This is a genomic window from Vibrio sp. KUL80, assembly GCF_059725495.1.
This window is the reverse complement of record NZ_AP045841.1, coordinates 86,181-109,070: the sequence shown is the minus strand read 5'-3', so window position 1 is coordinate 109,070 and position 22,890 is coordinate 86,181. Positions and strand designations below refer to the sequence as shown.

Below are 22,890 nucleotides of genomic sequence, written 5' to 3'. Positions count from 1 at the left end.
AATATGACGGGTATCCCGTCAAGAGGTGGAATTGTGCAAGTGATCGCCAATTTTGCTATCACGATCACTTGCTAAAGGTAGGTAAGCTAAAGCTAACCCACCAGTTTGATATCGATTTGGTCATTGAGAGGCTGGACGGTGCGTTGCAGCGTTTTTAGCTCTTCTACAATAGCATCGTTAAGGCGTGCTTCTGCTTTTTGGCGCGTCAGATTGTCACGCATTCGCTGCTGCTTTTCCATCTCCTGTCTCGCGTCACCGCGAGGCATGTCTTTGACGATATGGAAAAGCTCAGCAGTGGCAGGAAACTCTTTGTCAAAGTCGACGCGCTCATCACCTTGAACATAGTCCATGATGTTATAGAGGCGAATTGCCGCTTCCGACAGGTCGCACTGCCCCTGAATCGTCGCTAAGCAAATGGTATCCACACTCTCGAAGATGTTGGCATTACGCTTTTTGATTGCCAGCTCACGATGCTGTTGTTGCAACTCCTTTTGCTTTTTGAGTTGCAGTAGCAAATAGCCCGCGTAGCTTGCCAAGCCCACAATAATGAGCACACCAGCAATGGTTAACAGCGTCACGGTATTCATCTACTCTACCCCTTGTTACCCTTTGAACTGATCCATGTCGATATCTTCAAACTGCGACAATAGATCATCATCACTGTTTGCTTTCTTGCTTGGTGCAGACACCTCAGCCACTGGCATATCAAGCTCTTCGTCTTCATCATACTCAGGCTCCATAAGACCAAGTTGATTCATCAGTTTCTCAATACGATCCAGTTTTTCGTCCACGTATTTCTGTAGACCAGCACCTAGGTTCTCACCGCTTTCAATGCGATCGAGCAACACGTTCAGTTGCGCATCGTTCTCTAGCATCTCCAGTTCTTGCTCAGCAGATAGACGACGCTCAACCTTGGTTGGCTTCTTCGTAGGCTCAACGATAAGCGGGATCTTCTTCTTGCTGCCTAGGCGAGGGTCTAGCTTAGCGCCACCCGTCGACTGGTTCACAGCTTTGCCTTCAGAGTGGCGGCTGCCTGACTTCTGACCTTTGCGTTTTTTCAAACGCTTGCGCAAGCGACCGTCAACGTCCGCTTGTGAACGGTTACGGGTAACCGCAACTACCGGCTCTGGATTAGAGCCCGGCTTTCTTGATTTTTTCTTACGACTCATTACGTAAGCTTCCTCAGTAAAATGACATCATTACCAATGAATTCAATATCCAGCCCGTCTCGCTCTGCTAAATACAAGAACGTGGCTCGACTAAAGAAAACAACATGCGTCTGGTCATTTTTGTAGTGCCATTTAGCAAATGCGTCTACATCTATCACCAGTTTTGTCATTAAGCCCAACCATCCTCCAGGCTTAATGAGCGATAACCATTGTTGCCAAACCTGGTTTGGCTCATACAAGTGTTCGATAACCTCTGTCGCGGTCACCACATCGTAGCTATTATCGAGTACGGATTTATCCGGATAATAGTACAGATCGTACAGTGCCATGTCATGACCTTGCTCTGTGAGCATCAGTGACAGAGTCGGACCTGGACCACATCCAAAGTCTAGTCCTTTTGAACCGGGTGCAATTCGCTGCAAAATTGGCTCTGCCAATCGAGACAAAAAGCGGCGGTATCCTTGGTCTTGGGGATCGTTATTGTGGAGGTCATAGTGCGCCTTTTCACTCACCGCATCGAGACGCTGCGCTCTTGGCACAAACACCAATTCACAACGCGAGCACTGCAAGTAATCACGCTTTTTGTCACTATGGTAATGGTGGACGGATTGTCCCGAACACAGTGGGCAAGATTCCACAATTCCTCTCCTGAACGATACCCTGATCAATACAAGGGTGCGAAACATACCAGAAAGTGAGCACGGAGTGGAGTAGAGACGGGTATTTTTTCTACAATTTGTGTAATTTTGGCCGAGGAAGGTTGGCGGAAGACAACAAAATGCCCTTCCGCCGAATTAGGTTACATCCAATCCGTGTTACGGATGATGCCCACGGCGATGCCTTCAATGGCTAAATGCTGCGCCGTCAAGTCGACTTCAATCGGCGAAAACTCTTCGTTTTCTGCATGCAATAAAACCGTTGCGCCTTTGCGCTCCAAACGCTTCACCGTCACATCTTCGTCAACGCGCGCGACCACAACCTGACCGTCACGAACGTCTTGGGTTTTATGAACCGCTAGTAGGTCGCCATCCATGATACCGATATCCTTCATACTCTCGCCGTTTACGCGAAGTAGGAAATCCGCCTGAGGCTTAAACATACTCGGATCCACTTGGTAGTGTGCTTCTACGTGCTCTTGAGCCAAGATAGGCTCACCTGCCGCCACTTGACCGATAAGCGGTAGGCCTTGGTCTTCGTTCGCTGCTTGTTGCTCAAGCAAAATTCGGATACCACGGGAGGCGCCTGGGATGATTTCAATCGCTTTTTTACGAGCGAGTGCTTTTAGGTGTTCTTCGGCCGCATTCGCTGAGCGGAACCCAAGTTCCTTAGCGATTTCGGCACGCGTAGGTGGCATACCTACGTCGTCTATCTTGGCTTTGATTAGATCAAAGACCTGCTGTTGTCGGGGCGTTAGCGGCTTCATACATCACCTGTCTGTTTATACAGTTAACTGTGAGTATATCCAGTAATATTGTAATTGCAACGATAATTGGTTGTTTTTTTAGCAGATTGACACCATAACTAAACACAATGGCGCATAGAATTGTAAATATGTCGTTGTACTGTTTTTTCAGTAAAAGGTAAGACCAGTTTCTGGTATGCTTGCGGCGCACTAAATCTAATGCCTAGGATTAATACACAACATTGTGTTGCCATGCTTCATCCTCTGGCATTGTTTCTTTGAACAAATTGAGGCTGTGAACCTTTATGTCTTCAGGACAATCACTGTTCCGTTCCTTTATAAAACTGCCCATGTCGGTGCTAGTAAAAGGGACGGCGATTCCATCTAACCCCATCGAAGACCACAATATCGATATCTCGAAACCTGTGGTGTATGCACTGCCCTTCAGCTCAAACGTTGATCTCCTGACCCTACAAAAGCAAGCGCTCGCGGTAGGACTGCCAGATCCGCTTGAGCCGATCGTGCTCAATGGCGAAGAACGTGATCGCTTTGTGTTCATAGCTTCAAGACCGACGCTGATTACCAGCGACCAAGACGTCCCGAATGAGTCTATTGCCCTCTTCTCTGATCTACTCAAAGAGCACGAAAAAGACCCATCACTTGATGTTCAGGTGATTCCTGCGACGGTCTTATGGGGTCGTAAGCCTGGCAAAGAAGAAACGCCGAAGCCTTATCTGCAACCGATGAATGGCGTACAGAAAACCATGGCGGTATTGGCATCAGGCCGAGACTGCATGGTTCGCTTTAGCCCAGTGGTATCACTGCGCTATATGGCCGATTCTCACGGCACCGATGAGTCTATTGCACACAAGCTCGCTCGCGTGGCCCGCATTCACTTCTCGCGTCAGAAACTCGCAGCATCAGGCCCTAACCTGCCAAACCGCCAAGTACTGTTCCATCGCCTGCTCAACTCGCAAGTTATCGAGCAAGCGATCAAAGATCACGCACAAAGCAACGACGTTAGCGAAGAGAAGGCGCGCAAAGAAGCTCAGCAAATCATGGATGAAATCGCCGCAGATTTCTCCTACAAGCTGGTAAAAAGTGGTGATCACGTTCTGACATGGCTGTGGAACAAGCTGTATCAAGGCATCAATGTCAGCAACGCCTCTACCGTTCGCCGCCTGGCTCAAGACGGTCACGAGATTGTTTACGTTCCTTGTCACCGCAGTCACATGGACTATCTGTTGCTCTCTTACGTGCTGTACAAAGAAGGCATGGTTCCACCGCATATTGCCGCGGGCATCAACCTCAACTTCTTCCCAGCCGGCCCTATTTTCCGTCGCGGTGGCGCCTTCTTTATCCGCCGCAGCTTTAAGGGCAACAAGCTGTATTCGACGATTTTCCGTGAGTACCTCGCTGAACTGTTCGCGAAAGGCTACTCAGTGGAGTACTTCAGTGAGGGTGGTCGCTCACGTACTGGTCGCTTACTGCAAGCGAAAACCGGCATGTTGGCGATGACGATTCAAGCTATGCTGCGCGGTCTCAACCGCCCTGTCACGTTAGTGCCTGTTTACATTGGTTACGAACACGTGATGGAAGTAAGCACTTACGCGAAAGAGCTACGCGGTAAGCGCAAAGAGAAAGAGAACGCGGGTCAGGTGCTTAAAACGCTGCGTAAGCTGCGTAACTTCGGCCAAGGCTACGTGAACTTTGGTGAGCCAATCCCACTTAACCAGTACCTCAACGAAGCGGCACCTAACTGGACGCACGACATCGACCCAATGGGTACCAGCAAGCCACAGTGGTTGGTTCCGGCGGTCAATGACCTTGCGACTAAGATGATGACCAACATCAACGACGCTGCCGCCGCTAATGCTCTGACGCTTTGTGCGACTGCTCTGCTAGCATCACGTCAGCGTGCTCTGTCTCGTGACAGCTTAGTTAACCAGATCGATTGCTATCTATCACTGCTTAAACACGTGCCTTATTCGAAGACATGTACGCTGCCTAATGCAACGGCAGAAGAGCTTGTCGCTCATGCTGAGTCACTGGATAAATTTGTTATTGAGTCGGACACCCTAGGTGACATTATCTCACTAGACCGTCACCAGTCGATTCTGATGACCTACTACCGCAATAACATCATTCACCTGTTCGCACTGCCATCACTTATCGCACAGATGTTGATTCGTCAGCACAAACTGTCACTGGAGCAAATTCAATACAATGTGCAAAAGCTCTATCCTTTCTTGAAAAAAGAGCTGTTCTTGAGCATTGAAGAGAGCGAGCTGGAGTCGATGGTCGATAGCATTATCAATGAGCTGTCGCGCCAAGAACTGGTGCTGGTTGATCAAGGCGTCGTGTCAATGAATCAGTCCAACACTCAGACACTGATGCTGTTGGGCCGCACAATTTCTGAGACGCTGCAGCGCTACGCGATTTCTCTTAATCTGCTGGCGTGCTACCCAGAGCTTGGGAAGCGCGATCTAGAACAAAAGAGCCAAGACATTGCTCAGCGCCTAGGTCGTCTGCACAGTATCAATGCGCCAGAGTTTTTCGATAAGGGCGTATTCGCGGCGCTATTTAGCACGCTAAAAGAGCAAGGTTACCTAGATATCGATGGTAACTGCGATATCGCAGCCACTGAAAACCTTGCCGGTATGCTCTACGGTCTGTTGTACCCAGAGGTACGCCTTACTATTCAAGAGAGTGTTCATCAAAGCGACCCTAGCTTAGATGACGATGAAACCATCGAGAGTGAGTAATCCTCTTTGAGAAAACGAAAAAGCGCGGTCATTTTGCAATGACCGCGCTTTTTTTAACTCGAAAACTCTCAGTTACTTCAACAGAAATGCACTTAGCAAACCAATGGTGACTGCCATCCCTACATAGTTGTTGTTGAGAAAGGCCTGAAAGCAAAGTGGGCGCTCACGATGGCGAATTAGCCACTGCTGATAAACAAACAGCGCACTCACCACAAGCAAACTCCAGTAGAAGCTGCCACCCAACTGGTAACTGTAGCCAAGTCCCATCAACATCAACAGGGTGATCAGTTGCAGCACACCAATAATGAGCTTGTCGCGCTTGCCAAACAAAATGGCGGTCGACTTGATTCCAATCTTAAGATCATCTTCTCGGTCCACCATGGCGTATTGGGTGTCGTAAGCGATGGTCCAAAGAGCATTAATGACGAAGATAAACCAGACCATTGGCGGCAAAGCATTAGCTTGAGCAGCAAACGCCATTGGAATTGACCAGCTGAACGCCAAACCAAGAAACAGTTGTGGAAGGTGTGTGTAACGCTTCATGAAGGGATAGATAAACGCTAAAAACACACCGACAAATGAAAGCTGAATCGTCAGCGTATTCATGGTCAAAACCAGAATAAATGACGCCACTGCCAAAAATAGAAACAGACCAATGGCCTCTTTTGATGACACCTGCCCTGATGGCAGCGGGCGACCCTTGGTTCGCTCTACATGCCCATCGACTTTGCGGTCGGCGAAATCATTGATCACGCAGCCCGCGCTACGCATCATGACCACACCTAAGGTAAAGACCACAAGCACAAAAAGATCAGGGATGCCTTCTGCAGCAACAATCAGTGCCCACAGCGTTGGCCAAAGCAATAGTAACGAGCCAATAGGCTTATCCATGCGCATCAGCTGCCAGTAAGCTCTGGCTTTTGTCGAGGTCATTGACCACACTCCTGTTGGTAAATCGGTGACTCGGGCAAGAAAAGTTCGGCAACCAATATCGGGTGTCCTTTTACCCAGAGCCGTGAGCGGCGAGCAAAAAGATCGCCCTCTGGCGTGGCAATCTGTGCCACTTGCAATGCATCGCGCGTGGTATCAGCACTTGAAAAGACCGTCACACCAATCGGCACCGTTCCTTGTTGAGAAATATCATATTGGCTGCGGTCCATCGACTCAAGCGACATCAGCGTGCGACCTATAACCCAAGGCTGGTTGTCACCAGACAACACGACTTCTCTCAACCAGCAAGGTTCGTGGTCAAGAAGCTCCATTTCCTCCTGAGACATAGTATGAAGTGGGCTGGCTTCATTGCGCACGACTTCGACAGAGAAGTGCTGACAATGCTCTGCCAATTTATGTGAAAGCGACCCTTGCTCCGTCAACCATTGCGAGGCATGGCGATTAAGATGAGGAAACTCGTCAGGAGACTGCCATTGAGCTTGGCGTAATATTTTCAGATAGTCGAAAGCTGAATCATTCATTTTGCTATTCAATAACACGCTTGAAGCGCGTACAATCATTGTTCATCTGGACGGCGTATTGTACCACCAACCATGTCGGTACACTCCAGCGTTATTACGTCATTGTAACAAAATTAGGCTCATGGAATATCGGCTAATTCGAGTTTAAAAGAGAGAAATATGTGTAAACGTTACCTGACCCAGTTTTTCCTGATCATGGGCTTGACTGCTGCTATGCCTGCATTCTCCGCAGAGGAGTCGGCACCTAACCTTGCGTATTTCACTCTCGAGCCGGAATTGACCACTAACTTCCACACCAAAGGCAAGCGACTTGGCTATGTTCAAGTGCGTATTGATGTCATGGTCGGCGACGTTAATGATTTAGCGATTATTGAACATCACCAGCCGCTAATTCGCGATGCCGTGATTGAACTACTAGGCAAACAAAATGCCGATGTGATTAAGTCTTTGGCGGGAAGAGAAGAGATCCGTCAGATGCTGGTCGAGAATCTCAACAACTTGCTATTGGCAGAGACAGGTAAAGCGGTCATTGCCGACCTGCTGTTTACCAAATATCTCTACCAATAGAATGAGCGTGTTGGGCTAGGCTATTTTCAAGCGTCTTTAAGCCTTGGCTGTCTTCAAGCGATAGCTGTCGAGTAGGCCCAACGCCACACCCGCCAACAAACCGGTCAGGTGCGCCATATTGGCGATAGCAAGGAACGGCTGAACAAAGCCAAGCACAAGCCAAACCAGCATAAAGGCAACGATAGGCTTAGGGATAATAAGACCGATATCAGGACGCTTCACCGTGAGCATCCACAGGTAGCCGACTAGCGCATACACAACCCCAGACAGACCACCGAAGTTTGCTCCCTCAATCCAATACTGACCGATTCCCGAAATAGCGGCAGAGACGAAAAAGATCTCTAACAGCTTCTTACCACCAAGGCGCTTATCGATATCCCCACCTAACTGCCACCACCACAGCAGGTTAAAGATGATGTGCATGGCAGAGAAATGCAGCAAGGCGTGACTAAACCAGCGCCATACTTGCCAATCCTGTCCATCAAAAGCTGGAAAGTGCAGCCAAGAGAACACCCACTGCCCTAATCCAACAAACTGAGTGATATAGATAACCGAGCACAGCACCATAACAGAGAGTGTTGTTATCCCAGCTTTTGCTTTAAGCATTGAGGTAAAGCTTGGCGTTTGGTAGTGGAATGCATTGCGGCGCGTTTCAGCCATATCCCATGACGATGCTTGGTACTTGGGATTCATAGGGTCATCGAGGAAATGCTTGAGCTCAACCTCCGCTTCAAGCTGGTCTTCACTGTTCATCAGCCAAAGCACAAACTGACCACCACCCTCGGGCATCATTTGGACATCAATCTTTCTCGATGCCATGTAATCGATAAATGCCTGCCCCATTCTCGGGTTCTGCAGGGTGATAAGTCTAACCATTGTTGCTCTCTCTATGTGTGACTCTCTACCGGCAAGGCCGCTCTGTGCCACGCTTCAAAACCACCATCGACACTGTATACCTGCTCAAATCCTTGATTAAGGAGATACTGAGCTGCGCCTTGACTGCTGATACCGTGATAACACATCACCAATACTGGTGCTTCAAATTCAACCTGCTGCAGGAAATCAACAATGCTGTCATTGGTTAAGTGGTATGCGTCAGTGGCATGAGCGACATTAAAACTCTGGATATCACGGATATCCACCAGCCTTGCTTCGTCGTTGTCTTGTAGTAACTGATGTGCCCCGTGCACGTCAATATGTTGAAACTGCTCCATAGAGTCTAATCCTTTACTTTCATCGCACTTAGCGCTACGTCAAAATTAAGCGTATTGCATGCGTTTTTTTGGTTATTTTCTCTTGGTCGATAATAGCACTATTCAGTGCTAACAAAGTACCGACACCTTTTAGGGTTATCCACTTCAGTCTACATTTTCACCAGCTGTGTGTAACTCTGTGGATTGCGTTGATAAAGTGGTTTTGGATCATTTGATCCACTACATCTAGGTATGATCTTGATCTAACTGTGGGTAAAGCAAAAGGTATCCCCAAGGCCAAAAGCCTCTCAAAGCACCATTTGTCGCTGCTTTCTGACAGTTGGCAAATAATTTCATCACAGACTTATCCACAGGCAAGAGACGAAATTTTGCGATCAATTATCGGATCGAGATGACCACTTGATCTGGTACTTAACAACGCATTGCCGAGATCAAAAAAGCCGAGGTCAATTGACCTCGGCTTTTGAAAATTTGCTTCGCGATGTGTTGGGTTTAAAACTCGCCCACTGCCGCTTTCAGCTTCTTCATCGCATTCTTTTCTAGCTGACGGATACGCTCTGCAGACACACCGTAATTATCGGCGAGATCTTGCAACGTTGACTTGTTGTCATCCAACCAACGTGAACGAACGATGTGTTGGCTGCGATCATCAAGCGTCGCTAGTGCGTGGCTTAGACGATTGTTGGTGTGAGCTTCCCAGTTTTGAGCTTCGTAGTCCTCGGCCAAATCTGAGCTCTTATCTTCTAGATACAGCGCAGGCGCGGTGTAGGTTGTACCGGAGTCATCATCATCGCTTGGCATCTCGAACGTTGAATCTTGCGCTGCAAGACGAGATTCCATTTCACGAACCTCTGATGGTTCAACACCGAGCTCTTTCGCTACCGTTTCAACTTCACCGTTGTTAAACCAACCTAGGCGCTTTTTCGACTTACGTAGGTTGAAAAACAGCTTACGCTGAGCTTTGGTGGTCGCGATCTTAACGATACGCCAGTTACGCAGCACGTACTCGTGGATCTCTGCTTTAATCCAATGCACTGCAAATGAAACCAGTCTTACACCCACTTCAGGGTTAAAACGTTTCACTGCTTTCATCAGACCAATGTTGCCTTCTTGAACCAAGTCAGCCATAGGTAGACCATAACCGGAGTAGCCACGAGCAACATGAACAACAAAGCGAAGGTGCGATAAGATCAGCCCTTTCGCTGCCTCTATTTCACCATCGTAGTGTAATCTTTCTGCTAGTTCACGCTCCTCATCAGCGGTCAGCATAGGGTAGCTGTTCACTGAACGGATATAGCTGTCTAAGCTATCTTGTGTTACTAAAGCCATTGGATACGCTTGGTTTGCCATTCACTTCCTCATCTATCTCGAGTAGGGTCAACACCTTCTTAACCTGACAATACTGGACCTAAACCATGACAGTTTCAAGAAGGGGTTAGTAATTATGCATAATCAATAGGTCTAAACAAGTGTTATTACCGATTAAATTTCACTCATTAATAGGTAAATACACTATTAATGAGAGCTAAATCTCACTATGTTATTGAAACGTTGAACGATTATTCGCTCAGGTCGACCTACGATGTTTATGCCACTATTTAAGACCCTTTTCGCTTAAACCGGTTCAATTTCTTTCAAATGACGCTTTGCAGAGATTCTCGCCGCGCCAGTGCCCAGGAACAAACCCAGCATTAGAATCAGTAAGGTTTCATCCCAGCCAAGTCCAAGCAATCGGTAATCACTGTCGTAAAGCATGGCCAAATCGGTGACCGTGCTGTTGATAATAATCGTCAGCAACGCGGTAAACAGCCACGCGACGACCGCTCCAATCAATCCAAACCACATTCCTGAGTAAAGATACGGTCTAAGGATGTAGGCATCCGTCGCGCCTATCAGTTTCATGGTCTGAATAGCTTCTTTATTCGCAAGCACATTAAAGCGCAGCGTATTACCGACAATGAGAAACACCGACACTAACATCAAAGCAGACAAGCTAATCACCAAGGTCGATGCCAGGTTCTTGATTGCATCAAAGCGCCCTAGCCAATCTTCATCACGACGAACATCAGTAATGTCGCTACGGGTGCGAAGCTTAGACACCAATTCTCGATCTGTCTCTACGCTGGTATCACTAGGAATGATCACCAATACTCCCGGCAATGCGTAGCCATCCAGTAAGCTTAGCGCTTGATCGAGGCCTGAGTGCTGACTCAAGTCTGCCAAACCTTGCTGCGGCGTGATGTATTCGACCTCGCTCACCATCTCCCAGCTCTCGATATCATCTTTCAGCACTAAAACGCGTGCATCCGGCACCCCAACATCGATAAATGCGGTCACTTGAGACTGGCTGGCCACATTCGACGTCACTGCCGCCACGTTCTTACCCAGAAGGTACAAACATGCGGGCATGGTGAGCGCCATAGAAATAACCGCTAAGGTAAGAATATTGCCTAGTGGACGCTGCCACATTTCTACCAGTGACGATTTAGCCTGTCGCCAGTGCACAGTAAAGAAGCCATCGGACTTGAGACGATGCTTAGCCGGCTTTTTATTACGCTTAAACACCATCGCTCACCTCACTTAAAAAGCCTTGATTCAGCTCTAGGTAACGGTATTGAGGACGAGAGCGCACGAGATGTATGTCATGCGTCGCTAACAGGATGGACACGCCAGCACGGTTAAACTCTTCGAATAGCTTCAACACTTTGTTCGAAAGCTCAGGGTCTAGGTTACCCGTCGGCTCATCCGCAAGCAGCATGGTCGGGCGATTAACGACAGCGCGAGCAATACCAACACGCTGCTGTTCACCACCAGAAAGCTGACTTGGTAAACACTTCATCTTATCGAGCAGCCCAGTTTTATCTAGCGCAGCTGAAACGCGGCGTTTGATTTCATTCTCCGAGATAGACTCGATACGCATTGGCAGCGCAACGTTATCAAATACAGTGCGATCCATCAGCAAGCGGTGATCTTGGAAAACGATGCCAATATTGCGGCGCAAGAATGGAATATCTTTCGAAGGTAGTCTACTGATATCGTGGTCATTAAATAGAATACGACCATCGGTTGGTCGTTCAATCGCACAGATAAGCTTTAGTAAGGTACTTTTCCCTGCGCCGGAGTGGCCTCCCAAAAATGCCATCTCACCACGCTTTAAGTGAAAATCGACTTTTTGCAGCGCTTGTCGCCCACCTCGATAGGCTTTACTCACTTGCTCAAATTTGATCACCGAATCATTCCTCTGATTTGGATGTCTTAGGTCAGAAAGGGGATGCCATGTATCCCCTTAATTTATTCTTCTCGACTAAACAGTGCGTCGATAAATTCTTTGGTCTCAAACGGCCTTAAATCGTCAATGCCTTCACCAACACCAATATAGCGGATTGGGATTTGGAACTGATCCGCCAGCGCAAAAATTACCCCGCCTTTTGCGGTACCATCAAGCTTAGTTAACGTAATACCGGTCAGCGGTGCCACATCACTAAACAGCTTAGCTTGGCTAATCGCATTTTGACCGGTACCGGCATCAAGCGTCAGCATGATCTCGTGTGGTGCAGAATCATCAATCTTCTTCATCACACGCACAATCTTGCGCAGCTCTTCCATCAGGTTCGCTTTATTCTGCAGACGACCCGCGGTATCGGCGATAACCACGTCCACCCCGCGCGCTTTCGCCGCTTCAATAGCGTCGTAAATCACCGATGCGCTGTCCGCTCCAGTATGCTGAGCAATCACTGGGACATCGTTACGCTCACCCCAAACCTGCAACTGCTCTACCGCCGCTGCACGGAAGGTATCGCCCGCCGCTAGCATGACTTTCTTGCCTTCCGCTTGGAACTGCTTGGCAAGCTTACCAATCGTCGTGGTTTTACCCACACCGTTCACACCCACCATTAGGATAACGAATGGAGTCTTAGTGGTATCAACTTCTAATGGCTTTTCGACATGACTAAGGATGTCAGCCATCTCATCTTTAAGCAGACCATACAACGCTTCGCCATCTTTTAAATCGGCACGAGACGCTTTTTCTGTAAGATTATCAATAATTTTTACTGTAGTGTTCATGCCCACGTCAGCAATGAGTAGCTGTTCTTCTAGCTCTTCAAACAGCTCGTCATCGATCTCTTTGCCTTTGAACAGACCAAAGAAACCCGCACCGATGTTGGCTTTGGTACGGCTCAGGCTACGTTTCAAGCGTGCAAAAAAGCTCTCTGTTGGTTTTTCTTGCTCCTGAACTCGAGCAACAACTGGGGCTTCTGCTTCTGCTTCTGCTTCTGCTTCTGCTTCTGCTTCTGCTTTTTCAGTATCTTCGGTTTCGTCAGCCGCAACGACTGCTTGCTCGGCTGGCTCAGTAGCGTTTGGTTCTGCGTCGTCTTGTTGTTCAACACTCGCTTCAACCTGTTCAGCTTGTTGCTGCTCAGCATCAGTCGATGCTTCTGCTTCTAGCGGTTCGGATTGAGTCTCCGCGGCAGTGTCTTGCTGTTTTTGCTCTGTTTGATCTTCGTCGCCAAAGCCGAGCCAAGAGAGAAGTCCGCGTTTTTTCTTTTCTGTCATCTGAAACTATCCTGAATACTGTCTTTTCAAATGTCTTAAATTCGTCGTAGCCTAGACGTTATAGGTTAACGTCTGGCGGTGCAAAAAATATTTGTGACAAAGCAGTGAAAACTTTTCTCAGAGATTGGTACACTTCGTCACTTATTAATTTAAGCTCGTTAATGAGCCCGTTATAGTATCACTTTATTGGCGGTCAAAAAATCTATGGTTAGACGTCGCAAGCAAACTCCATCACAAAAACCATCGTCTCAGATGGGTAGTGTTCGCATCATTAGCGGACTTTGGCGTGGTCGCAAGCTCCCTGTACATGATGCAGAGGGTTTAAGACCAACGACCGACCGCGTTAAAGAGACGGTATTTAACTGGCTGGCACAAGATGTTCCCCACGCCAAAGTACTGGACCTGTTTGCGGGCTCTGGCGGTTTAGGGTTTGAAGCCGCATCAAGGCAAGCGGACCATGTCACTATGATTGAGCTGAATGACAAAGCCTATAAGCAGATCGTTAGTAACATTGCGCTGGTCAAAGCGGACAATATCAAAGCTCATCATGGCGACGCGCTCAGCTTTTTATCACAAGCTGGCGAGCCACAAGACTTAGTCTTCATCGACCCACCGTTTAGAAAGGGATTACTGCCGGATGTCATCGACCGTTTAGAGAATAATGGTTGGCTTGCAGACAATGCGTTAATCTATATAGAAACGGAAAAAGAACTGCAGCTTGACGCTATTCCAGAGCACTGGGACTTACTAAAAGAAAAGACGGCGGGTCAGGTTAGCTACCGATTATTTGAGAGGGAATCACAATGAAAGCGCTACTCATGCTAGCAAAAATCGCCTTCGGGTTTGTTTGGTTTGTCTTGATACTGAATATCTTCCATCCATTTCCAGGCAAAGGTGCCATCGCTCTCTATATCATGACCGCGTTCTTGTTCTTGATGCATGGCGTTCAAATGGCGATTTTCCTTGGTGCCTTTGGCGACAAGTTGAAACTGGGCACATGGGAGAAATACTCGATACTTGCGTTTGGTATTTTTGCCCTACTGGATATCCGTCAAAAACACATGATGGGGCCTGCTCCAGAGCCAGAAGACCAAACTGCTGAAAACAGCGATAAAAAGTAGTATTTAGAAAAAGAGCCGCAATAGCGGCTCTTTTCTTTTTTGACCCATCACCCGAGGTGTTTAACCTAGGTAACTCTTCACCCCGTTCAGGAACATCTGGGTTGAAATCATAACTAGTAATAAGCCCATCAATCGCTCAACGGCCTTAAGACCTCTCTCACCCAGCATTTTATGGAAGAAATTATAGAACATGAGAATAAAGAAGGTCGCCCCCCAAGCAATCAGTACCGCCGCAGACAACTCAACCAAGCTGTCTGGGTTTTGAGTCGAAAGCAATAAAACCGATGCGATGACAGAGGGTCCCGCAATCATTGGGATCGCCATAGGTACAATAAAGGGCTCTTCCCCTGCGGCTAAACCCGTCACACTGCCAGCCTGTGGGAAAATCATACGTATCGCTATGATAAATAGGATAATACCGCCGGATATACTTAGTGTCTCTGGCTCAACGTGTAAGAAACTTAGTATGCCTTTGCCTGCAAAAAGGAACAGAAGCAGAATGAGCAAAGCAAAGCACAGTTCACGGACTAACACCTTTCTACGTCGCTCTGGGTCGAGGTGTTTAAGTATCGAGAGTATGATGGGAAGGTTGCCGAGCGGGTCCATGATAAGGAATAACATGGTCGCCGCTGAAAGAATATCCATGGATTACAGCCTGCTATCTAAGAATTTGCAGTGGAGTATAGCAGGCTAATTCTTAATTAGTGAGAACAGACTCGCTCGATGTTTAGCGTCCAAAGCCCCTCATTCTCAATCACTTTCTGCTTTTCGATAAAGAACGCTAGCAAAGCCTCAAGATCAAAGCCTTCTCGGCTACATGTACGGAAAGTCGCATCCGCGCCAAACTGATCAAGAACGGTTTGCTCTAACTGCTCACGGCTCATAGGTTGCTCACGCAGCAGGTTAAGAACTTTGTGGGCATGGATAGATGTTGTCATGAAGATTACCTCACTAAATAGCGTGCGACTATGCTAGCCAATCTTAGCGTGGCGCATCATGATCTGACGCAAGCCAAAGCGACGCTATATCATTTGAGTTGAACTCGACAGCGCCGAAGCCACAACAAGACCATGCGCAAGGTAGTAGCTTCCCGATACGGCATAACTGGCGCGTTTTGATTGGAAATGGTACTTATCCAGTGCTAGCAGCAACGCTGACAGGGCAAGACACGCCGTCCCCGCAAACCCAATCATCGCCTCAAACGAACGGGTAATTAACCACGCCTCGCCTGCGGCACACATAAGATGAACCAGTGATAAACCCATCAAGGCAACGGGCATAAGGAATGAATCGAGTCTAGGTAATAGTAATAAGAAGGTGACGATAGCAATGCAGAACAACAATGCAGGCAGCCAAAGCACAAACTCACTGTTCACTTGTCCCCACATAGCCCAGCTATAAGCGAGTTGCGCCGCTATGTATCCAAAAAAACTGAGTTTGGTAAAACGTCGCCACTGCACGACTCCGTCGCTAACAGTAAATAGCACTAACCCTACCAGTATCCACATTTGGTAAGGCTCGAACATTCCCGTCTTGATGAGTATGACTGCCAAAAGAGCGTGTGTTAGTCCACTAAACACCACCATTCGGGCTTTGTCCCCTTTCTCACCAGCAAAAATAAACAGCAAACACGATAGGGCTACAGCTAGCCAACTCCACATACACACACCTAATTCTTATTTTCGAACCCAGTGTATGAAGCTGATGATGACTGTCCAGTGGCAAGGTTCAAAAGTTGGACTTGTCTTAAACTAAAAAAGTTTGCCTTTGACAGGCCAAGATTCAGTGTGAGTACGTCCCTTTTGTCACTCAAACATAAAAATTACAAAGCAAACGTTTTCCTTTCTTTGCTATGACGTAATATGGTTTTTCCAATGATGGATCATTACCGCTAACGCAAACCAACATCTCCAATTCAGAAAGCAGCACTTAAATTATTGTTTTATAATAACTAAAATTAAAATCACTCTAACAAAGCGCGCTCATTAACTTTCTAATAACTTAATAAAAGTTACGGTTTTCCTATCGCCTCTTAAGAAAATCAGCCCTACTTTCTCATCTATCAGTAAATCACCTTCTTAAATAGACACCAAAAACAATGCTTAACTAGGTATTCACCTCAGGTTGACACCAAACCCCCAAAACAAACACCAGTTATAACGAACACTATGTAATCACAAATTTATCCTTAAATAACATATATTTAATTTAAATCTACATCACAAAACCACGTGCGGACAAAATTAACCCAGAATAAATACACTGTTTCTTTGTGGCATTAAGATCATATTTAGGGTGGAAAACTTATAAAAATGGAGTTTTTTTGACAATATCCTTGCCTAAAAGCCAAAACAGGTGCTATTCTAATATCCAACGACAGAATTAATAAAAGGAGCAGTGTTATGATTTCATCTTCTCAGAAGCAAGGTCTAGTGATGATAGCCGTAGTGGTAGGGCTAATGACACTGCCGATGCTTTACTAATAGCGATGCGTAGACTTTAATCTACAAGATCAAAAAAGGGACGCTTAATGCGTCCCTTTTGCTATTTGGGGTCAACACTCTCATTTAGAGATGATGTGTAGCACCTTCTCCCAGTGCACGTAGTAGAAACCCATTGCAAGCAAGGTGATCAGTGCCATCAACCACATAGCGGTGCGCCAAATAAAGCGACTGCTTCTAGGCGTTAACTCTTGTTCACACTCATCACAGGCACGAAGAAATCCTGATTTGTCATCCAACTCAAAATCTTCTTCATGAACGATCTTGTTGCGAATGGTCGCGATGTATCTCAATTTGCTAATCACATCATGCGGTAGCCGTTCTTCACAGCTAGTCACAAGTTGATGTAAGCCCTTACCATCGGCGCGATATTGCTGCCTAAGCAACTTCTCTAAGCGCCTCGTTCGTAAAACAACACGTTCAATATCAGACATATGCATCCCTCCAACCACCAGCGAACTGTGAAAAAAAGGTGTGCTGGCTAATGTCCAAAACTTTGGTTCACTCCATTGTTAACCATCTGTATTAAGAATTCGACAATTGTAAGGTAAATTCAAGTAAAGATTTAAACCTAATTCAGCCCGCTTTTGTGTGATATGAGCCTAAAAATCTTGGCTAAACCAACGATGACAGCTTATTTTCTGCTGGTTTTGTGCGATCTTAGTTCCAGCGTACTGAAATGAATGGGGTTTGTATGCCTATCTCTCTGATTATTGCTGTCATCGTACTGATCGTTATTGCTGGCTATCTTTTTGTTTTCATTCAAAGAAAACATACACTTGGTATTGATGCGCCTGAGCGAAAAGCCTCTGTTACCATTCTTGATAAGCAGGTTGTTGCCACCGAAGACCCGACCCAAGAAGACGAATACTGGATCTACATTCAAAAAGGCGCATTTGGCCCTAAAAGAGAGTTCCAGATTGGGGTCCACTACTATCATCACCTTAATCCTGGCGATAAAGGCGTACTGACTTATCAGGGTGATAAATTCCTACATTTTGCGCTAAATCGTTAAATCCTATAGATTTACGTCGCTTATCAGTCGTGGTAGCGTAACGCTTAGCTCAATCACATGGATGTTAATCATGAGTTTCTATTCTCGCGTGAAGCTAAAAGCCGTTTTCACGTGTATCGCGTTGCTTACCTCTGGCTGTAGCTCTGCTTATCAGGGTCGAGTCAATGATGCCGAAGTACACCTGGTCGACTATTTCCAACGTGGTGACGGTGCACAGGCGCTGATTGATAATATGGATGCATTGAGTATCGACCACTCATATGTCATGGGGTTGCCTGTGATGAAAAAGTGGGATGCGAGCGCACCTAAGGCACCGCGCTTTGTATATGGTGATGACACCCCGGTCTACTATTATTCATTTACCGATGAGCTGATTGCGCGCGAGGTAGAATCACTACCGAAGCCAAGCCAAGCTAGGCTGCACCCTTTCCTTAGTGGGTTTAACACTACAGACATGAATGCCGCGGAGCACATCGAACGCGAACTGACATTTCGTCCTGGGTTTTGGAAAGGTATTGGGGAGGTGATCACTCGTCATGACCATCTAACCGCACTCACCGCCGATGAGAAACCAAGAGCAAACCACCCAGCACTTGCCAAAGTCTATGAATTAGCCGCTAAGCACGATCTTCCCGTTCTGCTGCACACCAATATCACCTCACAGCGAGAGGATAATCCGCTTTATCTACAAGAGCTTGAAGAGGCACTCAGTAACCACCCCGACACCCGCTTTCTCTGGGCTCATGCGGGTACCACGACCACACTCACTCGAACCATCAAGATGCAATTCCTCTATCAAACCGTGGCAGACCTTTTGAGTGAGCATGACAACCTGTACATCTTGGCGTCTTGGAGTCTCATTGAGGTCATCGCGCCCCAAGGTCGAGTCGACAGCCGCTGGCTATCATTGATTGAGGCGTATCCTGAGCGGTTTATGATTGGTAGTGATGTCGTGGGTCAATTTCAGTATCAGCAAGGAGCGCTCGCGGTATGGGACCCGGTACTGTCTGCACTGCCTAAACATGTCGCCAACAAAATGGCGTATCAAAACATGCTGACCGTCTTACCGAAAAGCACCCCGTCAGGCGATAACTAGCTTAACGCCTGAACCTTCTGACTCCAGCGTTGGGCATCGGCCAGCGCTGAGAACACTTGATTTTGTGATACCCCAAGTTGAGCTCGATGCTTCTCAAGCCCTTGCCAGTCGGCGGATTCGAAACACTCTCCCATCGACAGCAATCGTCCATACGGACCTTGCCTCTCTAGCAGCGCACGTTTGATCTCTTCGCATAGTGGCAGTTGAGTAATCAATTGGTCTAGGGAGAGATCCATCAAAGCATCCAGAATCGAGAATAAGCCGATCATAAATGCCTGATCTTTGTAATCTCTAAACGGCGGGTATTTGGTCATCAATCGGCAAAATTGAGCACGTTGCAATGAGAGCTCATAGAGTGCTTTGGGCTTACTGCTCGAAATGAACGACGCAACGGTCAGCGACACAAACAGTTTAAGTTTCTCTTGCCCTAGATACACCAAAGCTTGTCTAAATGAGGAGATTTCAGACTCGAGGCGTGGATTCATGGTATTAACAAACTGCAGCAACTTATAAGAGAGCGTAACGTCTTTAGCAACGATCTGCTCAATCTTGTCAAAGTCCACTTCAGGCATACACACCTGCTGGAACAGCTCCATCGCCACCAACTGCTCAGCGCTGATATAAACCTGCTTTTCCATGACGGGTTTGCTAAAGAAAAAGCCCTGAAAGAACTTAAACCCTGCTTTTTTTGTCAAGAGGAACTCTTGCTCGGTCTCAACACGCTCAGCAAGGTAATGCCTTGGACTGCCCTTGGCTTTTTGGCGCCGAACAAACTCGCATGCCTGCTCGACGCCCATCGACATGATGTCTAGCTTAACGATCTGTACAAACGGTAAGAATCGCTCCCACGCGTCGGTATAGACAAAGTCATCAAGGGCAATGATGTAGCCACTACGCGCTAACTCTTTGACTGCATCATATAACTCATCGTTCGGTTCACAGGTTTCCAGGATCTCAATCACCACGCTCTCTTTCGGTAATATGAGTGGCAGCCTGCGAATCAGACTCTGCTGAGGGAAATTGATAAAGCAGCGTGAACTAGAAAGCGCTGGATTGATACCCAACGATAAGAAATTTTCTACAATCAACCGGTAGGTGGCACGATTCGCTTCCACGTGAGCCGGAAAGGCGTTCCGTTCTCCATCACGGAACAGCAGCTCGTAACCCAAGGTGTGCCGGCGGGCATTAAAAATGGGCTGGCGAGCTACGTAGGTGGCGTACATATCCAAAACGCGGCCTTACGATTTCGCGGCGGCAAGCAAAGCGCCACATCCTACAAACATTGAACCAAATAACTTATTAATGCGTCCCATGACACGATCAGAGCGAATATAACGCCCCATCTGTGAAGCGAGCGACGTATAACCGAGCATAACAATAGAGTCTATTGTTACTGTCGTGATACCAAGAATCATGAGCTGCTGAACTTGGTCGCCAGCAGGGTCGATAAATTGCGGAAACAGTGCGACGAGAAAGACGATCGACTTAGGGTTAGTCAGATTAATCAGCACAGCACTGCGCAGCAGTTGACCTGCGGTACGACTTTCATGTTCAGAGCTAGCCTTTACGGATGAGGTATCACGCCACTTTTGAATACCAAGCCAAATCAGGTAAACCACACCCACCCACTTGATAATACTAAACGCCAGCGCTGACTTGGCGACCAAAGCACCGATTCCAGCCCCCACCAGCATAATGTGGATCGCCAAACCGATTTGCAGCCCAGCAATGGCAGCTAGGGATTTACGTGTCCCGTAACTTAGGCCGTTACTGATCGAGTTAACGGTACCCGAACCTGGCGCCAAGCTAAATACGATCGCTGTAACCACATAAGCGAACCAAACATGATAATCCATTGTAATTCCTCACCACTGGTTTACTCTTAACTGAATAAGACGTTCCGTGGAATGATAACCCTGTAAAATGACACAAAAGTGTCTAAAAAACAGCGCATTATACATAAAAATTGAAGCAGGCCCATGTATGCACACGATAAATGCTACTGACATCTCTTATACTCAAGAGCCAGAGTTTGAGCAAGTAATAAACACTCACATTGCTCAATTATGGGAGAATCGACAGGAAGGGAAGCTAAAAGCAAAGGATGGTACCCAATTATACTGGTGCAAATTAACGCACGAGAATCATCAGAAAGCCCTCATCGTGGTCAATGGCCGTATTGAATCTGCATGGAAATACCAAGAGCTGTTCTACGACTTCTTCCAACAAGGTTACGACATCTATTCGTTTGACCACAGAGGCCAAGGCCTATCAAGCCACCTGGCCCCTAATCCTGAGATGGGCCACGTCCATGAGTTCGATGACTACCTCGATGACATGGACCTTGTATTAAAGAGTTTTGACTTAAGCCGCTATCAGCAGCGCCATGTCCTTGCTCACTCTATGGGCGGAAATATTGCGACTCGCTATATTCAAACTCGTCCCGCTCACAACTTCGATAAGATTGCGCTCAGTGCGCCTATGTACGGCGTCAATGTGCCATGGTATTTAAAGCCTATCGCTCCATTTGTGGCGCAGATTATGACAGCCATCTACCCGGTGCCAACCTATGCTCCCGGGTATCAAGGCTATGTGGCTAAGCCCTTTGAGATCAACCCGCTCTCCTCAAGCGAGGTCCGCTACCACTGGTTTAGAGACCTGTACGAGAAGATGCCGGAGTTAAAAATTGGCGGACCAAGCACCCGATGGGTGTGGCAAGGCTTAATGGCTGCCAAGCAGTGTATCCAGCAAACTAGGCAGGTAAAAATACCGCTGCTTCTGGTGCAAGCTGGCGCAGACCAGATTGTGAGTAACCAAGATCAGCAGCGCTTTGTCAGCAAGCTCTCACGTACCAATCAACACGCCAAGATGGTGACGGTCGAGGGCGCAAAACATGAAGTTTTGTTTGAAAAAGATGCCTACCGAAATCAAGCACTCGATGCCGTAAGCCATTTCTTTTCAAAGCAATAACACGTAACAAAGAAGGTAAATGAGGAAATATTTCTGTCACCCATTTACCCTCTTTTTCTGGTTTAATATCCCCTACAATATCCCTATTAGGTTGCCCCTTTGGCGACTACCCTCCACGTTCGACACGAAGAGAAAGTTATGACCCTTAATCGAGATTCCATCAACATTGTCGCTTCTGATCTAGACGGCACCTTACTGGCTCCAGACCACCTATTGAGTGCTAACACCAAGCAAACGTTAAAGGAACTGCACGCTAAGGGTTACACTTTCATTTTCGCAACCGGTCGTCACCATGTTGACGTCGCGGGTATTCGTCAATCTGTGGGTATTCCTGCCTACATGATTACGTCGAACGGCGCGAGAGTTCATGACCAGCAGGATAAACTGCTATACAGCCAGAACGTCCCTGAGGACCTAGTACAACCGATCGTTGATGTGCTCAACACCGACAGTGAGCTGTTTGTTCACATGTACCAAGACGATACATGGCTGCTTAACCAAGAAGATGAGTATCTGCGTAAGTTCCACACCGAAACAGGATTTAGCTATCACCTATTTGACGCCAACAATGCGCCAACAGATGGTATCGCCAAGATCTTCATTACCCATCCAAAGCAAGACCACGAGCACTTAGTAGAATTTGAGGATGCATTGAGAGCTAAGTTTGGTGACGCTCTGAATATCGCCTTCTCGACGCCTTGGTGCCTAGAAGTGATGGCGAAAGAAGTCTCTAAAGGTGATGCACTAAAAGCGGTCGCCGAGAAGCTTGGCTTAGGTCTTGAGAACTGCATCGCCTTTGGTGATGGCATGAACGATGTTGAAATGCTGACGATGGCGGGACACGGTTATGTGATGGAAAACGCGCACGACAAAGTGAAAAACGCCCTACCAAACAACACCGTTATTGGCAGCAACGCCGACGATGCTGTCGCTGAATTTTTGAAAAAGCATCTGCTATAAGCCGAATATCAACAATCAAACTCCCATGCTCACCCCTATATAGCGCATATCCTAGCTATTGGGCGTGGGAGTTTTGTTTTATCT

Annotated in this window: 26 protein-coding genes; 8 read left to right on the top strand and 18 right to left on the bottom strand. The window is 47.2% G+C overall.

The genetic code is table 11. The annotated features are described in order from the left end of the window. Positions 1-92: 92 nt before the first annotated feature. The 4 genes from AC6I8U_RS00530 to lexA form a co-directional block, all read right to left on the bottom strand. A complete protein-coding gene (locus AC6I8U_RS00530) occupies positions 93-587 on the bottom strand; it encodes a DUF2489 domain-containing protein (RefSeq protein ID WP_042478799.1) in 495 nt (164 codons plus the stop codon). Between the two features lie 15 nt (positions 588-602). Continuing rightward, positions 603-1,169 carry a Der GTPase-activating protein YihI gene (gene yihI / locus AC6I8U_RS00525; RefSeq protein WP_128649884.1) on the bottom strand — a complete coding sequence of 189 codons (567 nt, stop codon included), beginning with the start codon at positions 1,167-1,169 and terminating at the stop codon, positions 603-605. Next, entirely contained in the window at positions 1,169-1,807 is a 639-nt protein-coding gene (locus tag AC6I8U_RS00520; protein ID WP_498017440.1) for a class I SAM-dependent methyltransferase, read from the bottom strand. Before AC6I8U_RS00520 ends, yihI begins: the two co-directional genes overlap by 1 nt. Before the next feature lie 161 nt (positions 1,808-1,968). Beyond that, positions 1,969-2,592 (bottom strand): transcriptional repressor LexA, encoded by a 624-nt coding sequence (lexA, locus tag AC6I8U_RS00515; RefSeq protein ID WP_252012907.1) that lies wholly within the window; start codon positions 2,590-2,592, stop codon positions 1,969-1,971. Between the two features lie 284 nt (positions 2,593-2,876). On the opposite strand from lexA, the gene plsB reads away from it, so the two are divergent. Further along, a complete protein-coding gene (gene plsB / locus AC6I8U_RS00510) occupies positions 2,877-5,336 on the top strand; it encodes a glycerol-3-phosphate 1-O-acyltransferase PlsB (RefSeq protein WP_498017439.1) in 2,460 nt (819 codons plus the stop codon). A gap of 72 nt (positions 5,337-5,408) precedes the next feature. Here the strand turns inward: plsB and ubiA are convergent, their stop codons facing one another. Next, on the bottom strand, positions 5,409-6,269 hold the full coding sequence (gene ubiA, locus AC6I8U_RS00505) for a 4-hydroxybenzoate octaprenyltransferase (protein ID WP_498017438.1): 861 nt from the start codon (positions 6,267-6,269) through the stop codon (positions 5,409-5,411). Next, complete coding sequence (locus AC6I8U_RS00500) at positions 6,266-6,808, bottom strand: chorismate--pyruvate lyase family protein (protein ID WP_234494953.1); 543 nt, start codon at positions 6,806-6,808, stop codon at positions 6,266-6,268. The genes ubiA and AC6I8U_RS00500 overlap by 4 nt, the downstream gene beginning before the upstream one ends. Before the next feature lie 159 nt (positions 6,809-6,967). On the opposite strand from AC6I8U_RS00500, the gene AC6I8U_RS00495 reads away from it, so the two are divergent. Then, positions 6,968-7,375: a flagellar basal body-associated protein FliL gene (locus tag AC6I8U_RS00495; protein ID WP_128649880.1), complete on the top strand. Its 408-nt coding sequence runs from the start codon at positions 6,968-6,970 to the stop codon at positions 7,373-7,375. A gap of 36 nt (positions 7,376-7,411) precedes the next feature. On the opposite strand, the gene glpG is transcribed toward AC6I8U_RS00495, so the two are convergent. The 6 genes from glpG to ftsY form a co-directional block, all read right to left on the bottom strand. Beyond that, positions 7,412-8,251 (bottom strand): rhomboid family intramembrane serine protease GlpG, encoded by an 840-nt coding sequence (gene glpG / locus AC6I8U_RS00490; RefSeq protein WP_498017437.1) that lies wholly within the window; start codon positions 8,249-8,251, stop codon positions 7,412-7,414. 11 nt (positions 8,252-8,262) lie between these two features. Beyond that, positions 8,263-8,589 (bottom strand): thiosulfate sulfurtransferase GlpE, encoded by a 327-nt coding sequence (gene glpE / locus AC6I8U_RS00485; RefSeq protein ID WP_498017436.1) that lies wholly within the window; start codon positions 8,587-8,589, stop codon positions 8,263-8,265. 492 nt (positions 8,590-9,081) lie between these two features. Then, positions 9,082-9,939 (bottom strand): RNA polymerase sigma factor RpoH, encoded by an 858-nt coding sequence (rpoH, locus tag AC6I8U_RS00480; protein ID WP_234494951.1) that lies wholly within the window; start codon positions 9,937-9,939, stop codon positions 9,082-9,084. Positions 9,940-10,203: 264 nt separating this feature from the next. Further along, a complete protein-coding gene (gene ftsX, locus AC6I8U_RS00475; RefSeq protein ID WP_498017435.1) occupies positions 10,204-11,157 on the bottom strand; it encodes a permease-like cell division protein FtsX in 954 nt (317 codons plus the stop codon). After that, the gene (ftsE, locus tag AC6I8U_RS00470; RefSeq protein WP_042478777.1) at positions 11,147-11,818 is read right to left on the bottom strand and encodes a cell division ATP-binding protein FtsE; all 672 of its coding nucleotides are present in this window, start codon (positions 11,816-11,818) and stop codon (positions 11,147-11,149) included. Before ftsE ends, ftsX begins: the two co-directional genes overlap by 11 nt. A 62-nt stretch (positions 11,819-11,880) precedes the next feature. Further along, positions 11,881-13,143, bottom strand: coding sequence for a signal recognition particle-docking protein FtsY (gene ftsY / locus AC6I8U_RS00465; RefSeq protein WP_498017434.1), 1,263 nt, complete (start codon positions 13,141-13,143; stop codon positions 11,881-11,883). A gap of 204 nt (positions 13,144-13,347) precedes the next feature. Here ftsY and rsmD point away from each other — a divergent pair, with 204 nt between their 5' ends. Both rsmD and AC6I8U_RS00455 read left to right on the top strand, forming a co-directional pair. Further along, on the top strand, positions 13,348-13,950 hold the full coding sequence (gene rsmD, locus AC6I8U_RS00460; RefSeq protein ID WP_042478818.1) for a 16S rRNA (guanine(966)-N(2))-methyltransferase RsmD: 603 nt from the start codon (positions 13,348-13,350) through the stop codon (positions 13,948-13,950). Then, entirely contained in the window at positions 13,947-14,264 is a 318-nt protein-coding gene (locus tag AC6I8U_RS00455; RefSeq protein ID WP_234494948.1) for a DUF1145 domain-containing protein, read from the top strand. Before rsmD ends, AC6I8U_RS00455 begins: the two co-directional genes overlap by 4 nt. A gap of 60 nt (positions 14,265-14,324) precedes the next feature. Here the strand turns inward: AC6I8U_RS00455 and AC6I8U_RS00450 are convergent, their stop codons facing one another. The 4 genes from AC6I8U_RS00450 to AC6I8U_RS00435 all read right to left on the bottom strand — a co-directional run bounded on the left by AC6I8U_RS00450 (position 14,325) and on the right by AC6I8U_RS00435 (position 17,199). Further along, complete coding sequence (locus AC6I8U_RS00450) at positions 14,325-14,909, bottom strand: YhgN family NAAT transporter (RefSeq protein ID WP_128649876.1); 585 nt, start codon at positions 14,907-14,909, stop codon at positions 14,325-14,327. A gap of 56 nt (positions 14,910-14,965) precedes the next feature. Continuing rightward, entirely contained in the window at positions 14,966-15,202 is a 237-nt protein-coding gene (locus AC6I8U_RS00445) for a YecH family metal-binding protein (protein WP_042478773.1), read from the bottom strand. Between the two features lie 84 nt (positions 15,203-15,286). Next, positions 15,287-15,925, bottom strand: coding sequence for a lysoplasmalogenase family protein (locus AC6I8U_RS00440; protein ID WP_498017433.1), 639 nt, complete (start codon positions 15,923-15,925; stop codon positions 15,287-15,289). Between the two features lie 902 nt (positions 15,926-16,827). Then, positions 16,828-17,199, bottom strand: coding sequence for a hypothetical protein (locus AC6I8U_RS00435; RefSeq protein WP_042478771.1), 372 nt, complete (start codon positions 17,197-17,199; stop codon positions 16,828-16,830). A gap of 260 nt (positions 17,200-17,459) precedes the next feature. Here AC6I8U_RS00435 and AC6I8U_RS00430 point away from each other — a divergent pair, with 260 nt between their 5' ends. Together AC6I8U_RS00430 and AC6I8U_RS00425 are read left to right on the top strand one after the other, a co-directional pair. Further along, on the top strand, positions 17,460-17,780 hold the full coding sequence (locus AC6I8U_RS00430; RefSeq protein ID WP_252012918.1) for a DUF2500 domain-containing protein: 321 nt from the start codon (positions 17,460-17,462) through the stop codon (positions 17,778-17,780). 70 nt (positions 17,781-17,850) lie between these two features. Continuing rightward, entirely contained in the window at positions 17,851-18,876 is a 1,026-nt protein-coding gene (locus tag AC6I8U_RS00425; protein ID WP_498017432.1) for an amidohydrolase family protein, read from the top strand. Here the strand turns inward: AC6I8U_RS00425 and AC6I8U_RS00420 are convergent. Then, on the bottom strand, positions 18,873-20,099 hold the full coding sequence (locus tag AC6I8U_RS00420) for an EAL and HDOD domain-containing protein (protein WP_498018292.1): 1,227 nt from the start codon (positions 20,097-20,099) through the stop codon (positions 18,873-18,875). The two genes, AC6I8U_RS00425 and AC6I8U_RS00420, sit on opposite strands and share 4 nt — an antisense overlap. 15 nt (positions 20,100-20,114) lie before the next feature. Further along, entirely contained in the window at positions 20,115-20,732 is a 618-nt protein-coding gene (gene rhtB / locus AC6I8U_RS00415) for a homoserine/homoserine lactone efflux protein (protein WP_234494944.1), read from the bottom strand. A gap of 127 nt (positions 20,733-20,859) precedes the next feature. On the opposite strand from rhtB, the gene AC6I8U_RS00410 reads away from it, so the two are divergent. Both AC6I8U_RS00410 and AC6I8U_RS00405 read left to right on the top strand, forming a co-directional pair. Further along, entirely contained in the window at positions 20,860-21,846 is a 987-nt protein-coding gene (locus AC6I8U_RS00410) for an alpha/beta fold hydrolase (protein WP_498017431.1), read from the top strand. A 138-nt stretch (positions 21,847-21,984) separates the two neighbouring features. Continuing rightward, positions 21,985-22,806, top strand: coding sequence for a Cof-type HAD-IIB family hydrolase (locus tag AC6I8U_RS00405; protein ID WP_498017430.1), 822 nt, complete (start codon positions 21,985-21,987; stop codon positions 22,804-22,806). Positions 22,807-22,890: the final 84 nt, after the last annotated feature.